This window comes from Georgenia subflava, assembly GCF_009193155.1.
In the GTDB taxonomy this organism is placed as follows: domain Bacteria; phylum Actinomycetota; class Actinomycetes; order Actinomycetales; family Actinomycetaceae; genus Georgenia; species Georgenia subflava.
This window is the reverse complement of the sequence record NZ_VUKD01000002.1, coordinates 294,408-309,734: the sequence shown is the minus strand read 5'-3', so window position 1 is coordinate 309,734 and position 15,327 is coordinate 294,408. Positions and strand designations below refer to the sequence as shown.

12 protein-coding genes are annotated in these 15,327 nt (G+C 71.1%); 1 reads left to right on the top strand and 11 read right to left on the bottom strand.

All coding sequences use genetic code 11. The annotated features are described in order from the left end of the window. Positions 1-127: 127 nt before the first annotated feature. The 3 genes from GD748_RS07940 to GD748_RS07930 form a co-directional block, all read right to left on the bottom strand. Positions 128-1,030, bottom strand: coding sequence for a DUF559 domain-containing protein (locus GD748_RS07940; protein ID WP_193312880.1), 903 nt, complete (start codon positions 1,028-1,030; stop codon positions 128-130). A 369-nt stretch (positions 1,031-1,399) separates the two neighbouring features. Next, positions 1,400-2,263 (bottom strand): zinc metalloprotease HtpX, encoded by an 864-nt coding sequence (gene htpX, locus GD748_RS07935; protein ID WP_152194650.1) that lies wholly within the window; start codon positions 2,261-2,263, stop codon positions 1,400-1,402. Between the two features lie 406 nt (positions 2,264-2,669). Continuing rightward, the gene (locus GD748_RS07930; protein WP_152194649.1) at positions 2,670-4,076 is read right to left on the bottom strand and encodes an FAD-dependent oxidoreductase; all 1,407 of its coding nucleotides are present in this window, start codon (positions 4,074-4,076) and stop codon (positions 2,670-2,672) included. A gap of 571 nt (positions 4,077-4,647) precedes the next feature. Here GD748_RS07930 and rarD point away from each other — a divergent pair. Further along, positions 4,648-5,604: an EamA family transporter RarD gene (gene rarD / locus GD748_RS07925; protein ID WP_152194648.1), complete on the top strand. Its 957-nt coding sequence runs from the start codon at positions 4,648-4,650 to the stop codon at positions 5,602-5,604. Positions 5,605-5,808: 204 nt separating this feature from the next. On the opposite strand, the gene GD748_RS07920 is transcribed toward rarD, so the two are convergent. The 8 genes from GD748_RS07920 to nuoH are packed head-to-tail and all read right to left on the bottom strand — an operon-like array spanning position 5,809 to position 15,314. After that, positions 5,809-6,816, bottom strand: coding sequence for a polyprenyl synthetase family protein (locus GD748_RS07920; RefSeq protein ID WP_226920977.1), 1,008 nt, complete (start codon positions 6,814-6,816; stop codon positions 5,809-5,811). A 14-nt stretch (positions 6,817-6,830) separates the two neighbouring features. Beyond that, positions 6,831-8,396 (bottom strand): NADH-quinone oxidoreductase subunit NuoN, encoded by a 1,566-nt coding sequence (gene nuoN / locus GD748_RS07915; RefSeq protein WP_152194647.1) that lies wholly within the window; start codon positions 8,394-8,396, stop codon positions 6,831-6,833. Next, positions 8,393-9,979, bottom strand: a complete 1,587-nt coding sequence (locus tag GD748_RS07910) for an NADH-quinone oxidoreductase subunit M (RefSeq protein WP_152194646.1) — start codon at positions 9,977-9,979, stop codon at positions 8,393-8,395. The genes nuoN and GD748_RS07910 overlap by 4 nt, the downstream gene beginning before the upstream one ends. A gap of 27 nt (positions 9,980-10,006) precedes the next feature. Then, positions 10,007-11,977: an NADH-quinone oxidoreductase subunit L gene (nuoL, locus tag GD748_RS07905; protein WP_152815888.1), complete on the bottom strand. Its 1,971-nt coding sequence runs from the start codon at positions 11,975-11,977 to the stop codon at positions 10,007-10,009. 14 nt (positions 11,978-11,991) lie between these two features. Next, positions 11,992-12,291 (bottom strand): NADH-quinone oxidoreductase subunit NuoK, encoded by a 300-nt coding sequence (gene nuoK, locus GD748_RS07900; protein ID WP_152194644.1) that lies wholly within the window; start codon positions 12,289-12,291, stop codon positions 11,992-11,994. Continuing rightward, a complete protein-coding gene (locus GD748_RS07895) occupies positions 12,288-13,268 on the bottom strand; it encodes an NADH-quinone oxidoreductase subunit J (RefSeq protein ID WP_152194643.1) in 981 nt (326 codons plus the stop codon). Before GD748_RS07895 ends, nuoK begins: the two co-directional genes overlap by 4 nt. After that, positions 13,265-13,984: an NADH-quinone oxidoreductase subunit NuoI gene (gene nuoI / locus GD748_RS07890; RefSeq protein ID WP_152194642.1), complete on the bottom strand. Its 720-nt coding sequence runs from the start codon at positions 13,982-13,984 to the stop codon at positions 13,265-13,267. The genes GD748_RS07895 and nuoI overlap by 4 nt, the downstream gene beginning before the upstream one ends. Next, complete coding sequence (gene nuoH / locus GD748_RS07885) at positions 13,977-15,314, bottom strand: NADH-quinone oxidoreductase subunit NuoH (RefSeq protein ID WP_152195056.1); 1,338 nt, start codon at positions 15,312-15,314, stop codon at positions 13,977-13,979. Before nuoH ends, nuoI begins: the two co-directional genes overlap by 8 nt. Positions 15,315-15,327 lie beyond the last annotated feature (13 nt).

Below are 15,327 nucleotides of genomic sequence, written 5' to 3'. Positions count from 1 at the left end.
CCTCACGCGGTCACCTGCTTGGCCAAACAACGAGGTCGCTGATGTGGTCCCTATAGCGACCACATCAGCGACCTCGCGGCGCGATCTCGACGGTGCCGCCGCCGTCAGGCCCGTTGCGGCATCGACATCATCTGGCGGCCCGTCTCAGGGCCGCCTCAATCTGTTCCCGCACGTACCAGGGGCTGTCGACGATCTGCCGCCAGGTGAACCTCAGGACGACGTAGCCGGCGAGTGTGAGCACGTTGAGACGCTCTCGATCTGCTTCGAAGTCTGCGTGGGCGGCGCGACCGTCGACCTCGATGATGACGCTGGCCGCCGTAATCAGGACGTCTGCGCGTGCGACTACACGGCCGCCTACGACGATGCGCTGGTTCGCCACCCATCCAGTGATGCCCGCCTCGTCCAAGATCCGGTGGACGCGCCTCTCGACCTCGCTCAGCGCACCGCGGCGCGTGACGACGAGCAGGTGGCGCAGTTGCGCCACCCCCGGCCTTCCGCGGCGTTCTGTCAGGGCGTCGGACAGGTCCGCGAGCCTGAGGATGTCTCGGGTACGCACCCAGGCCATCAGCCGCTCGGCCTCGCCGTACGGCAAGAGCGCGAGGCAGTCGAGCGCTGTTCGGCGCCGGCTGGTGACCCGGAACGACAGCATGCGGCTGATGTCGTTGTCGTCGAGGCCGAAGAGGTGCGGCACCAATCCGCGGGAGCCACGGCGCCTGACGGGAGTGGCCACATGGGCGTGCCCGTCATCGTGTATCGGCATCCCGTGGAGCAACGCAGCCGTACGCAGACAGAGCACTCCCTCGGGCCACGTGAGTGCTGCGCCGATGGCACGCTGCCGCACCGGATCCATGACCGTCCGCTCCGGCGCGGTCGCATCCACGTACGCGGTGCCGACGAGTCTCACCCACTGGCCGGATGCGACCTTTCGTCGGATCGCACCTCGGGTCAGACCCGCCTCGCTCGCCATGCGGGCCGTGAAGACGCCGACGACGGCAGCGCGGCGTAGGCGTTCCTCGGCGGCCTCACGCACTCGTCTCTCCATGGCCGCAGCATGCCGGGGACGTCGTCGTGCCTCCGGCGTCATCCACAGCGAAATGGTGCAGATCCCTGATGTTCACCTCGACCGTGCGGCGGAGGCACGAGCCCCGGTCGACAAGGCGCGTGAGTTCCCGAGAGGCAGCGCGGTCGCTGATATGGCTGCTATAGCGACCAGAGCAGCGACCTGGTTCCGGCTGAGGGAGGGTTTGCGCGGCGTGTGCGAGAGCCGGGCGACAGCACGAGGGCCGGCGAGTCGGCCGGCAGGTCGCAGAGGGTCGGGTCCGGCAGCCGATGCGCCGTGCCGGTGTCGCGAGGCCGGTCCGCCTGGGGCAGACGAGCGTCACGGGTGGCGTCGGGCTTTTCAGTAGCCGGCCATGCGCTCCAGGCGGGCGACGCGGTCGTCCATCGGGGGGTGGGAGGCGAAAAGCTTCGCCATGCCGCCACCGCGGAAGGGGTTGGCGATCATCATGTGACTGACGTTCTCCATGCGCTGGGTCGGCTCGAGCGGCCGTGCCGCCGTCCCGCGCTCGATCTTGCGCAGGGCGGAGGCGAGCGCGAGCGGGTCGCCGGTGAGCTGGGCGCCGTCCTCGTCGGCGTCGAACTCGCGGGTGCGCGAGATCGCCGTCTGGATGAGCATCGCCGCGATCGGCGCGAGCAGGGCGGTCGCCAGCAGCGCGAGGGGGTTGCCGCCGCGGTCCCGGCCGCCGCCGAAGAACATGAGGAACTGCGCGACGGCGGTGATGACGCCGGCGATCGCGGCGGCCACGGAGGACGTCAGGATGTCGCGGTTGTAGACGTGCATGAGCTCATGGCCGAGCACGCCGCGCAGCTCGCGCGGCTCGAGCATGCGCAGGATCCCCTCGGTGACGCACACGGCGGCGTGGCGCGGGTTGCGCCCGGTGGCGAAGGCGTTGGGCTGAGCGGTCGGCGCGATGTAGAGCCTCGGCATGGGCTGGCGGGCGCTCGTCGCGAGCTCGCGGACCATCGCGTAGAGCGCGGGCGCCTCGATCTCGCTCACCGGGCGTGCGGCCATGGCGCGGATGGCGAGCTTGTCGGAGTTCCAGTAGCTGTACGCCGTCGTGACCAGCCCGATCCCGGCGAACAGCCAGATGAACATCGAGCTGCCGGTGCCCGATGCCACCAGCGCACCGATGCCCAGCAGCACCACCCACATCCCAGCGAAGAGGAGCGTGGTCTTCAGGCCGTTGTGGTGACGGTCGGTCATGGTTGGGCAGTCCTCCAGATGCGTGTGTGACGGCGTCGACCCTCCTGCATATGTCGACGCCGTCACCTGGTTCAACGCGGCACCCCACCCAGACGTTCCAACGGGCGGCTCGGCGGTCAGCCATCGCGCGGACGGGCCGAGCTGATCAGGCCTACGGGCGGTCGCGCGGTCGACCGACGCGTGGTGGCGTCGAGCTGCCCACCCTCTCGGCGGCCACGGCGCCGACCAACGCGTCGAGGCGTCGAGCTGGTCACCGGTGCGCAGGTCGGCCTGCCGGGCCGACGCCCGCCCTCCCCGAGCAGCTCACAGCTGGCAGACCGGTCGCCGCGCCGGACGGCAGCCGAGCGTCGGGCGCGCGCCGTGCGCGACTGAGCCCGAGCTCGCCGGGGAGGGCCACCGGAGGACCTCAGAGAAGGCGGCCGTCGTGCTCCTCGCTGCGCGAGATAGCCGTCATGGTCTCGCGGTGGACGACCTTGACGCGCTCCCGGGCCGTGCCCTCGTGCTGCTCGCCCAGTGTCATCTCGTACGCGTCGAGCAGCTCCCAGCCCTGCCAGGTCGTGTACCGCACCCCGGCGGCCTCGAGCGCGGCCAGCATCGCGTCGTGGCCGACGTCGGACTCGTCCTCGGTGCGGGCGTGCAGCCGACCGGCCTGGGCGTCCTCGACCACGTGGGCGATCGTCTGACGTGCGTCGGACTTCGTCGAGCCGATGAGTCCGACGGGGCCGCGCTTGACCCAGCCGGTGGCGTAGACGCCGGTGAGGTACTCGCCGTCGTCGCCGAGGACTCGTCCCTCGGTGTTGGGGATGACACCGCTGCGCTCGTCGAACGGCACGTCGGGGACCGGCGAGGAGAAGTAGCCGACCGCCCGGTAGACGGCCTGGACCGGGGTGTCCACGAACTCGCCGGTGCCGCGGACGCTGCCGTCGCCGGTCAGCTCCGTGCGCTCGGTCCGGATACCCTCCACGCGGTCGGAGCCAAGGATCTCGACGGGACGGTGCAGGAAGTGCAGGTGGATCCGACGCGACGCCGTCAGCTCCTCCTCCTCTTTCAGCGTCCAGTCGATCAACGTCTTGACCACCTGCTTCGTCTGGTTGGACGCGCGGATGGCCTCCTCGGACCCCTCGTCGAACTGGAAGTCGTCGTCGTAGACGATCACGTCGACGTCGGGCACCTGGCCGAGCTCGCGCAGCTCCAGCGGGGTGAACTTCACCTGCGCGGGGCCACGACGGCCGAAGACGTGCACGTCCGTGACCGGGTTGGACCGCAGGCCCTCGGCCACGTTGGAAGGGATCTCGGTGGGCATGAGGTCCTCGACGTGCTTGGCGAGCATGCGGGCGACGTCGAGCGCCACGTTGCCCACCCCGACGACCGCGATCTCCTTCGCCTCGAGCGGCCAGGTGCGCGGCACGTCCGGGTGTCCGTCGTACCAGGAGACGAAGTCCGCGGCGCCGTAGCTGCCCTCGAGCTCGACGCCGGGGATGTTCAGCGGCGCGTCACGGTCGGCACCGGTGGAGAAGATGACGGCGTCGTAGTGCTTCTGCAGCTCGGCCAGGGAGACGTCCTTGCCGATCTCGACGTTGCCGATGAGGCGGATGTCCCCGCGCTGGAGGATCTTGTACAGCGCCACGATGATCTGCTTGATCCGCGGGTGGTCGGGAGCGACGCCGTAGCGCACCAGCCCGAAGGGTGCGGGCAGCCGCTCGAAGAGGTCGATACTCACCTCCAGCCCGGACTTGGACAGGATGTCGGCGGCGTAGATGCCGGCAGGGCCGGCGCCCACGAGTGCCACGCTCAGCGGGCGGGAGCTGGTCACTTGTACCTCTCGTCGAAGGATGCGTCATGCCCGACGGCGCGCTCGAGCGCGTGCACAGGTCGGGCTTTCCGCCGTCCAGTCTATGGGTGCACGGCCCGCGGTACCGGCGCGGGGACGCAGATCACACCGCGCCACGGGCCGGCGGACGACGGCGCCGGGACCCAGGCCCTGCGTGCGGCGGTACGTCGCCACGAGCCGGCGGACGACCGTGCGCCGGGACGCAGCCCCTGCGTGCGGCGGTAAGTCGCCACGAGCCGGCGGACGACCGGGCGCCGGGACGCAGCCCCTGCGTGCGGCGGTACGTCGCCACGAGCCGGCGGACGACGGGCGCCGGGGCGCAGACCGTGCGTGTGGCGGTTCCTCAGGGCCGTCGGCGGTCGTCGCCGGCGATGCCGAAGGATTCGTACCGGTTCCGGTACGAATCGTTCAGCCTAGCCGGCAGGCACGGCTTCGAGCATGGCCGGCCGCGACCTTCGCGCAGGTCTCAGCTCAGGTCGTCCGGCGGCCGTCGGCAAGCCGCACGGTTCGGACGCCGCCACCGTCCCGGTGCGCGCCGTGCCAGAGTTCGACCATGCCCGCCGACCGCACCTCCGCCCCCGACGGTCCCGGGACGCCCGAGGTGGACCGGGTCGGTCTGGCGCTCGGCCTGGGCTGCTACCTGCTGTGGGGCGCGTTCCCGCTGTACTTCCGGCTGCTGGAGTCCGCCGGCGCCGTCGAGATCGTCGCCCACCGCGCCTCCTGGTCGCTGGGCTTCTGCCTGCTGGTCCTCCTGCTCACCCGCACGATGCGCACGGTCCTCCCGGTGCTGCGCGACCCGCGCACGTTGGGCACGGTGGCCCTGGGCGCCGTGTTCATCGCGGTGAACTGGACCGTATACGTCTACGGCGTCAACACCGGCCGCACGGTGGACGCCGCGCTCGGCTACTTCATCAACCCGCTCGTCACGGTGCTGCTCGCCGTCGCCGTGCTCGGTGAGCGGCTGCGCCCCGCCCAGTGGGCGGCCACCGGGGTGGGTGCGGCCGCCGTGGCGGTGATAGCGATCGGCTACGGCGAGCTGCCGTGGATCTCGCTGACCCTGGCGGCGAGCTTCGGCATGTACGGCCTGGTGAAGAACCGGGTGGGCCGCACGGTCGGGGCCCTGCCGGGCCTGGCGGTGGAGACAGCAGTGCTGTTCCCCGTGGCCGTGGGTTACCTCGTTTTTCTCGGCGCGACGGGTCAAGGCGCCTTCGGGGCGGCCGGGGAGGACCGGGTCCTGCTCATGGTGCTCCTCGCCGCGTCCGGGGCGCTGACGGCCGTCCCGCTGCTGCTGTTCGGCGCGGCCGCCCGTCGGCTGCCGCTGAGCGTGGTCGGCATGCTGCAGTACCTCACGCCGGTGCTCCAGCTCCTGGTGGGCGTGCTGGTCTTCGCCGAGCCGATGCCCGCCGAGCGGTGGGCCGGGTTCGTGCTCGTCTGGGTCGCCATCACGATCCTCACGGTCGACGGGGTCCGCCGCCACCGACGTCCCCGGACGCGCCGACGGAGCACGTGACGCCGACGGCGTGCCCCACGACCGGCGACCCCAGAGGCGCCAACGGGGCACGTGATCTCGACAGCGCGTGCTGTCGGTACCGGCGTCCGCGCACGCGCCGACCGGACGCGTGACCTCGACGGCGTCCGCCGCCGCCCGCTCAGGCCCAGAACAGCCGGTCTGGGTTCAGGACAGCCGGTCAGGCCCAGGACAGTCGGTCAGGCCTCAGGACAGCCGGTCGACCAGCAGGCCGGCGAACGCCCCGAGCGCGTCCTTGACCGGTGAGGCCGGCAGCGGTGCGAGCTCGGCGACGGCCTCGTGCGCCCAGTGCTCGGCCAGCCCGCGCGCCTGGTCCACGACCTCGTGGTCGCGCAGGTCCGCGACGACGGCGCGCAGGGCGTCGTCGGAGGCGAGCTCGTCCGCGCCCAGCCGGTCCAGCACGGCCGCGCCGCGCACGTCCAGCGTGCCGGCCGCTGCCCTCTCCCGGAGCAGGAGCACGGGCATGGTGTCCACGCCCTCGCGCAGGTCCGTGCCCGGCGTCTTGCCGGTGGTGGCCGCGTCCGCCGAGAGGTCGATGACGTCGTCGGCCAGCTGGAACGCCACGCCGACCTTCTCGCCGTAGCGGGCGATGACCTCGGCGAGCTCCGGCCCCGCGCCCGAGAAGGCCGCGCCGTAGCGCGCCGACGTGGCGATGAGCGAGCCCGTCTTGTCCGCCAGGACCGTGAGGTAGTGGGCCACCGGGTCCTCGCCGTCGGCCGGGCCGAGCGTCTCGTGCAGCTGGCCCAGGCAGAGCCGCTCGAACGTCTCCGCGTGCACGCGCACCGCGTCCGGCCCGAGGGAGGCGACCATGCGCGAGGCACGGGCGAACAGCAGGTCGCCCGTCAGGATGGCGACCGAGTTGCCCCAGACCTCGTGGGCGGCCGGTGCCCCGCGCCGCAGCGGGGCCGAGTCCATGACGTCGTCGTGGTAGAGCGTCGCCAGGTGGGTCAGCTCGACGGCGACGGCGGCAGTGGCCACCCGCTCGTTCGACCCCTCCCCCAGCTCGGCCGCCAGGAGCGTCAGCAGCGGGCGCAGCCGCTTGCCGCCCGCCGCGGCGAGGTGCGCCGCGGGCGGGTCGACGAGTGCGTCGGCACCGACGACCGCCGCACCGAGGCGCTCCTCGACGTCGGCCATCTGCGGCTGCAGCCTGGCCTCGAGCTCGGCGTCGCCCAGGGGCAGCATGGAGGTAGTCACAGGACGCACGGTACTCAAGGCAGGAACACTGCGGCCTGCGAGGCGAGCTCCAGGACCGGTCCGGGCAGCACACCGAGCACCACGGTGCCGATGGCGCAGACCGCCACCGCCACCGTCGTGAGCCCCTCGGACGAAACCACGGCCGTGGTCTCGCCGTCGGGCTCGGTGAAGAACATCAGCACGATGAGGCGCACGTAGAAGAACGCCGTGGCGGCCGAGGCGAGGACCGCGAGCACCACGAGGACCGTCGCACCGCCGTCGATGCCCGCGGAGAACACCGCGAACTTCCCGATGAACCCGCCGGTGAGGGGGATGCCCGCGAAGGAGATCAGGAAGACGACCATCGCGACGGCGGCGACCGGGTTGCGCCGCCCGAGCCCGGCCCACTGGGACAGGTGGGTCGCCTCGCCGGTGACGTGCCCGGCCGGGTCGCGCTCGCGAACCAGCGTCACGAGCGCGAACGCGCCCACCGTGGCCAGGCCGTAGGCGAGGAGGTAGAAGAGCACCGAGCTGATGCCCTCCTGGGTGAGCGCGATGACGCCGATGAGCACGAAGCCCGCGTGGGCGATCGAGGAGTACGCGAGCATCCGCTTGACGTCGGTCTGCACGATGCCGACGACGGTGCCGACCAGCATGGTCAGGATGATGACCGCCCAGAAGAACGGGGTGAGGTCCCAGCTCAGGTCGGGCACCACCACGTAGACGAAGCGCAGAAGGGCGGCGAACGCGGCGAGCTTGGTGGCGGCCGCCATGAACCCGGTGACCGGGGTGGGCGCACCGGTGTAGACGTCCGGCGTCCATGCGTGGAACGGCACGGCGCCGACCTTGAAGAGCAGCCCCACGATCACCATGACGGCGCCCGCGAGCAGCATCCCGTCCATGCCCAGCGTCGCGGGGACCGCCTGGGCGAGACCGTCGAGGCGGACGGTGCCGGAGAAGCCGTAGAGCAGCGCGATGCCGAAGAGCATGAAGGCCGAGGCGAAGGCGCCGAGCAGGAAGTACTTCATGGACGCCTCCTGCGAGAGGAGACGACGGCGCCGGGCGAGGCCGGACAGCACGTACAGCGGCAGGGAGAGCACCTCGAGCGCGATGAACAGCGTCAGGAGGTCCCCGGCCGAGGCGAAGACGAGCATGCCGGTCAGCGCGAAGAGGGTCAGGGGGTAGACCTCGGTCTGGGCGAAGCCGGCGCGGGTCGCGTCGGCCTCGTCGACCGAGCCGGGCCGGGCGGCGGCCTGGGCGACGAACGCGCCCTCCCCCGACTCGGTGCGGTCGGCGATCACCAGCAGGCCGACGAACCCGAGGAGGGCCAGGATGCCCTGGGCGGCCAGCGCCGGGCCGTCCTCGATGACCGAGCCGCCGACGACCTCGATCGGTCCGGCGTCCGCGACGACGGTCCAGCGCCACACGACGGTGACGAGGGCGCCGGCGGTGGCGAGCAGGCCGATGACGAGCTGGACGGCCCGGCGGGAGGTCCGCGGGACGAACGCCTCGACGAGGACGCCGACGACGCCCGCCGCGAGGAGGATCAGGACCGGGGTGAGCGCGGCCCACTCGACGGCCGGGGCGACGAACGTGTTCACTTGGCGCTCCCCTCGTGCGCGGCGGCGACGGCCGGGAGGTCCGCGCCGTCGGCGGTGTCGATCGAGCTGGGCCGGTCGATGGCGAGCTCGGCCGCCACCGGGGTGACGGCGTCGATCACCGGCGCCGGGTAGAAGCCCAGGAACAGCATCGCCGCGACGAGCGGCGCGACGGCCCACTTCTCCCGGGCGCCGAGGTCGGGGATCGCGACGAGCGTCTCCCGGGGTGGCCCGGTGAAGATCCGCTGGTAGGGCAGCAGGATGTAGACGGCGGCGATGATCACGGCCAGCACCGCGACGACGCCGGCGACGACCGAGACCCGGAAGGTGCCCAGCAGCACCAGGTACTCGGGCACGAAGCCGCTGAGCCCGGGCAGTGCCAGGGAGGCCAGGCCGGAGACCAGGAACGTGCCGGCCAGCACCGGGGTGATCTTCTGCATGCCGCCGTAGGCCGGGATCTCCTGGGTGCCGCCGCGCTGGACGAGGTACCCGGCGACGAGGAACAGCGCAGCGGTGGAGACGCCGTGGGCGACCATGTAGACCATGGCACCGGTCAGCGCCACCTCGTCGCGCACGAAGATGCCCAGCACGATGAAGCCGAAGTGGCTCACCGACGTGAAGGCGATCAGGCGCATGATGTCGCGCTGACCGACCGCCAGCAGGGCGCCGTAGATGATCGAGACCAGCGCCAGGACGATGATGGCCGGCGCCGCCCACTGCGAGGCCTCGGGGAACAGCGGCAGGCACAGCGCGATCATCCCGAAGGTGCCGACCTTGTCGAGCACCCCGACCAGGAGGGTGGACGTGCCCGGCGTCGCCTGCTGCGCGGTGTCCGGCAGCCAGGTGTGGACCGGCCACATCGGCGCCTTGATCGCGAAGGCGATGAAGAAGGAGAGGAAGAGGAGCCGCTCGGCGGTCGCCGTCATCTCCAGGTTGCCGACGAGGTTGTCGATCAGGAAGCCCTGCTCGCCGCCCGGGCCGGCCAGGTACAGCGCCACGACGCCGACCAGCATGATCAGACCGCCGGCGAGGGAGTACAGCAGGAACTTCAGCGCCGCGGTCCGGCGGCGGGGGCCGCCGTAGTTGCCGACGAGGAAGTACACCGGGATCAGCATCGCCTCGAACAGGACGTAGAAGAGGAACACGTCCCGGGCGGCGAAGACGGCGATCATGAGCGCCTCGAGCGCGAGCACGAGGGCGACGAAGCCCATCTGCCGGCGCTCGAGGACGGCGCCGTCGGGCACGACCTCCTGCTCGCGCCAGGCCGCCGCCAGCACCAGCGGCACCAGGAGGACGGCCAGCAGCACCATCAGGAGCCCGAGCCCGTTGACGCCGACGGCGTAGGAGGCACCGAGCTGGGGGATCCAGGCGGCGAGCTCGCTGAGCTGGACCTCGCCCGGGGCGCTGAAGTCGAACTGGGCGGTCATGACCCCGGCGCCGACCAGCACCAGCAGCGAGACCGCCAGCCCGTAGGGGCGGGCGACCTTGTGCAGCGGCTTGACCAGCCAGAGCACCGCGGCGGCCACCAGCGGCACCGCGATCAGGACGGTCAGCCAGGGGAAGGCTGCCTCGTTCATCGCATTCATGTGATTCCTCTACCTCTTCCCAGATCTCTAGACGCGCGAGGCGAGGACGACGACCAGGGCAAGGACGACGCCGCCGAACATCATTGCGGCGTAGGAGCGGACATAACCGTTCTGTGCGCGGCGCAGCAGGTTGCCGCTGCCGGAGGTGCTCCGGGCGACACCCATCACCGCGCCGTCGACCACCTTGGCGTCCGCGTACACCAGGGAACGGGTCAGGTACTGCGAGGGCCGCATGAAGACCCCCTCGTTGACCTCGTCCTGGTACAGGTCCTGCCGGGCGGCGCGGGTCAGCGCCGAGCCCTGCGGGGCGGTGGTCGGCACGGCCGCGGCGCCGAACATGCGCCAGGCGACGAACGCGCCGATCAGCACCAGGACGATGGTGGCCACCATGATCACCGGCACCGACAGCACCGGCTCGTGGTGCTCGACGTGCCCGGTGACGGGCTCGAGCCAGGTCACGAAGCCACCACCGAGGTTCATCACGAACCCGAGCGCCACGGACCCGACCGCGAGGACGATCATCGGCACCGTCATCAGCGCGGGCGACTCGTGCGGGTGCTGCTCGTCGCCCTCCTCGGCGGTGGTCCAGCGTGCCTTGCCGTGGAAGACCATGAAGAACAGCCGGGACATGTAGAACGCCGTGATCCCCGCGCCGAGCAGGGCGATCGTCCCGAACACCCAGGGCTGCCAGCCCTCGCCGACGAACGCGGACTCGATGATCTTGTCCTTGCTCCAGAAGCCGGAGAGGCCGGGGAACCCGATGATGGCCAGCCAGCCCATCATCATGGTGATCCACGTGATCTTCATGTGCCTCGACAGGCCGCCGAACCGGCGCATGTCGACCTGGTCGCTCATGCCGTGCATGACCGAGCCGGCCCCGAGGAAGAGCCCGGCCTTGAAGAAGCCGTGGGTGACGAGGTGGAAGATCGCGAACGCGTACCCGATCGGGCCGAGCCCGGCGGCGAGCATCATGTACCCGATCTGGGACATGGTCGACGCCGCGAGGACCTTCTTCATGTCGTCCTTGGCGGAACCGACGATCGCCCCGAACAGCAGGGTGATGGCGCCGACGACGGCGACCACGAGCAGCGCCGTGGGGGCACCGGTGAAGATCGGGCCCGACCGGACCACGAGGTAGACGCCGGCGGTGACCATCGTGGCGGCGTGGATGAGCGCCGAGACCGGGGTCGGGCCGGCCATGGCGTCACCGAGCCAGGCCTGCAGCGGGAACTGCGCCGACTTGCCGCAGGCGGCGAGCAGGAGGAGGAGCCCGATGACGGTGAGCACGCCCTCGTCCGCACCGTCCGCGGCCGGCAGCACGGTGGCGAATTCGACGGCGCCGAACCCGGCGAACATGGTCGCCATGGCCAGCAGGAGGCCGACGTCGCCGACGCGGTTCATGATGAACGCCTTCTTGGCGGCCACCGCGTAGTCGGTGCGGAAGTTCCAGAACCCGATGAGCAGGTAGGACGCCAGACCGACGCCCTCCCAGCCGACGAACAGCAGCGCGTAGCTGTCACCGAGCACGAGCAGCAGCATCGCCGCGACGAAGAGGTTGAGGTAGGCGAAGAACCGGCGCCGGTCGACGTCGTGCTCCATGTACGCCACGGAGTAGACGTGGATGAGCGTGCCGACGAAGGTCACGAGCATCACGAAGGTCATCGACAGCGGGTCGATCCGCATGCCGGCGTCCACGGCGAGCTCGCCCGCGGGGATCCAGCTGAACAGGTGCACGTCGATGACGCGCTCGTCCGCGGGCAGCCCCAGGAGCTGGACGAGGATGGCGAGGCCGACGACGAACGAGGCGGCCGAGGCGAGCACCCCGAGCCAGTGGCCCCAGCGGTCGGAGCGACGCCCCGCGACCAGCAGGACACCCGCGCTGAGCAGCGGGACGGCCACGAGCAGCCAGACGTAGGACGCCAGACCGCTCGGCTCGGCCGCCCCGACGGCCGCGGGGAGCAGGGAGGGCAGCGCGGACACAGTCGTAGAACCCAACATGTCGCCGGCCCCCGTCAGTGCTTCAGCAGGTTGACGTCGTCGACCGACGCGGACCTGCGGGTTCGGAAGATGGACACGATGATCGCGAGACCGACGACGACCTCGGCCGCGGCGACGACCATCACGAAGAACGCCAGCACCTGGCCGGTGAGGTCACCGTGCATCCGGGCGAACGTCACCAGCATGAGGTTGGAGGAGTTCAGCATGATCTCCACGCCCAGCAGCGCGATGATGGCGTTGCGCCGCACCAGCACCGCCGTGGCGCCGATCGCGAAGAGGATCCCGGAGAGCACCAGGTAGTTGACCAGGGTCATCGTTCGTCCTCCTGGTGGGGCTGGTCGCTGGTCTCGGTGAGGGTCGGCGGCTCCGGGCTGCCGGGCAGCTGCGGCACGGGTGGTGCCTCGCCGCGCATCGCGGGCAGGCCGGCCTGGCCGACGCCGCGGCTGGCCTCCGGACCGTGCAGGCCGGCCCCCGGCTCGCCGGAGCGGGCCCGGGCGATGGCCTCGACCGTCTCGGGGCTGACGTCGCCGATGGTGCGCTGCTGGCCGCGGATGCGCAGCACGCGCGGGACCGACTCCTCGATCGGCTCACCGGTCGCCGCCAGTGCCGGCAGGTCGGCGGCGTTGGACCGCGCGTACACACCCGGGGCGGGCAGCTGGGTGACCCGTCCGCGGCCGGCGGCGTAGGCCGCCATCTTGGCGTCGGCGACGTCCCGCTGGCTGACCTTGGCGGACAGCCGTTGACGGTGGGTCAGCGTCACGGCGCCGACCGCGGCCGTGATGAACAGGGCACCGGTCAGCTCCATCGCGAAGACGTGGTCGGAGAAGAGCAGCCTGGCCACGCCCACGGGGTTGGTGTCGATGTTCGCGGCGACCAGCCCGGCCGGGTCCGGAACGGTGGCCGTCAGGACGACCGCGCCGAGCACGAGGGCCAGGCCCAGCCCGGCCAGCGCCGCGACCCAGCGCTGGCCCTTGACCGTCTCGTGCAGCGAGTCGGAGGCGTCGACGCCGACGAGCATGAGGACGAAGAGGAACAGCATCATGATCGCGCCGGTGTAGACCACCACCTGGGCCACCCCGAGGAAGGTCGCCTCCTGCGCGATGTAGAGGATCGCGAGCGAGATCATCACGGCGATCACGCACAGCGCGGCGTAGACGGCGCGCCGGGCGAACAGCAGGCCGAGCGCCGCCAGCACCATGAGAGGGGCCAGCACCCAGAACAGGACCGTCTCGCCGGTGGAGACGGTGCCGGTCTCGGCCAAGGACGTCGGCAGGGAGGCGAGACCGGTCACTTGCTGGCCTCCTCGACGACGCGCGCGGTGCCGAGCGTGGGGTCGGCCGGCCGGTTCTCGCGCACCCAGTCGACCTGGTCCTGCGTCGGGCCGGAGATCTCGTCGCGGTAGTAGTTGTCGTCGTCGGTCCCCGCCACCATCGGGTGCGGCGCGGCCAGCATGCCCTCGAGCATCGGGGCGAGCAGGTCCTGCTTCTCGTAGATCATGCCCTCACGGGTGGGGCCGGTGATCTCGTACTCGTTGGTCATCGTCAGCGCCCGGGTCGGGCACGCCTCGATGCACAGCCCGCAGAAGATGCAGCGCAGGTAGTTGATCTGGTAGACGCGGCCGTACCGCTCCCCCGGCGAGTACTGCCCGTCCGGGGTGTTGTTGCCGGCCTCGACGTAGATCGCGTCGGCCGGGCACGCCCAGGCGCACAGCTCGCAGCCGATGCACTTCTCGAGGCCGTCGGCGTAGCGGTTGAGCTGGTGGCGACCGTGGTATCGCGGCTGCGTCGGCACCTTCTCGAACGGGTACTGCTCGGTGACCGTCGGGCGGAACATCGACGAGATGGTCACGCCGTACCCGGCGACCGGTGCGAAGAGTCGCCCGAGGGGTCCCTTCTGCGCGGGCCCGAGCGGGTCCTGCCGCGCGGGGCGGTCCACCTCGCCGCGGCGACGCTCGGCGCGGCTCAGCGAGGCGCGCTCCTCTTCAGGGGTGCGCTGGTCCTCAGACATCGTGGCCCTCCTTCGGGGTGGACTGCGGGCCGCCGACGCCGGCCGACTCGCGGCGCGTGCGCCGTGGCGACGGCGGGAGCGTCTGGCCGGGCAGGGGCGGGACGGGGTAGCCGCCGGCGAACGCGTCGAACTCGCCACCGGGCGGGATGAGGTCGGGGTGCGCCGTCCGGGGCTCCTCGGCCTCCTCCTTCTTGGCGGGCCACAGCAGCAGCACCACCATGAGGACGGCGAAGACACCTCCGATCCACAGCAGCATCGTCGACAGGTCGGTCTCGGTGAACTGACGCACGCCCTGCACGACGGCGACCAGCACGAGCCACACGAGGGCGACCGGGATGAGGATCTTCCAGCCGAGCTTCATGAACTGGTCGTAGCGGAAGCGCAGCAGCGTCCCGCGGGTCCAGATCATGAGGAACATGACCAGCCACATCTTCGCGATGAACCACAGCACCGGCCACCAGCCGGTGTTGAGGACACCGTCCCCGATGGAGGACAGCGGCCACGGGGCGCGCCAGCCGCCGAGGAAGAGGGTCGTCGCCACCGCCGAGACGTTGAACATGTTGATGTACTCGGCGAGGAAGAACCACGCGAACTTCATCGAGGTGTACTCGACCATGTGGCCGGCCACCAGCTCGCCCTCGGCCTCGGGGAGGTCGAACGGCAGCCGGTTGACCTCGCCGACCATGGACACGAGGTAGACCACGAACGCGGGCGCGAGGGCGATCGCCCACCACAGCTGCGTCTGGGCGCTGACGATCTGGGAGGTCGAGAGCGAGCCGGACACGAGGATGACGCTGACGAGCGAGAGCCCCATGCTCAGCTCGTAGGAGATGATCTGCGCCGCGGAGCGCACCGACCCGAGCAGCGGGTAGGTGGAGTTCGAGGCCCAGCCGCCGAGCACGATGCCGTACACGCCCAGCGCCGTGACGGCCAGGAAGTACAGCACGGCGACAGGGGTGTCGGTCAGCTGCAGCGGCGTCACGACGCCGAAGATCGAGACCTCCGGGCCGAACGGGATCACGGCGAGCACGAGGAAGGCGCAGAAGGACGCGATGAACGGGGCGAGGGCGTAGACGAACTTGTCCGCCCCCTTGATCGTGAAGTCCTCCTTCAGGACCAGCTTGAGCGCGTCGCCGACGGCCTGCAGGAGGCCGAGGGGTCCGTGCACGTTGGGTCCGGGACGGGTCTGCATGCGACCGAGTCCCCGGCGCTCGACCCACAGGGCCATGAGGACCGACACCAGCAGGAACACCAGGATGGCGACGGCCTTGATGACCCAGATCCACCAGGTGTCGTTGCTGAAGTCGGCCGTCGGGGCGGCAGCCGCCATCGGCTGGAGCGTT

Bases quoted from the DNA above. Each gene is read 5' to 3' on its own strand.
- htpX (WP_152194650.1), bottom strand. From the start codon at position 2,263: ATGACCGACCGTCACCACAACGGCCTGAAGACCACGCTCCTCTTCGCT.
- rarD (WP_152194648.1), top strand. From the start codon at position 4,648: ATGCCCGCCGACCGCACCTCCGCCCCCGACGGTCCCGGGACGCCCGAG.
- GD748_RS07910 (WP_152194646.1), bottom strand. From the start codon at position 9,979: ATGAATGCGATGAACGAGGCAGCCTTCCCCTGGCTGACCGTCCTGATC.
- nuoL (WP_152815888.1), bottom strand. From the start codon at position 11,977: ATGTTGGGTTCTACGACTGTGTCCGCGCTGCCCTCCCTGCTCCCCGCG.
- nuoK (WP_152194644.1), bottom strand. From the start codon at position 12,291: ATGACCCTGGTCAACTACCTGGTGCTCTCCGGGATCCTCTTCGCGATC.
- nuoI (WP_152194642.1), bottom strand. From the start codon at position 13,984: ATGTCTGAGGACCAGCGCACCCCTGAAGAGGAGCGCGCCTCGCTGAGC.
- nuoH (WP_152195056.1), bottom strand. From the start codon at position 15,314: ATGGCGGCTGCCGCCCCGACGGCCGACTTCAGCAACGACACCTGGTGG.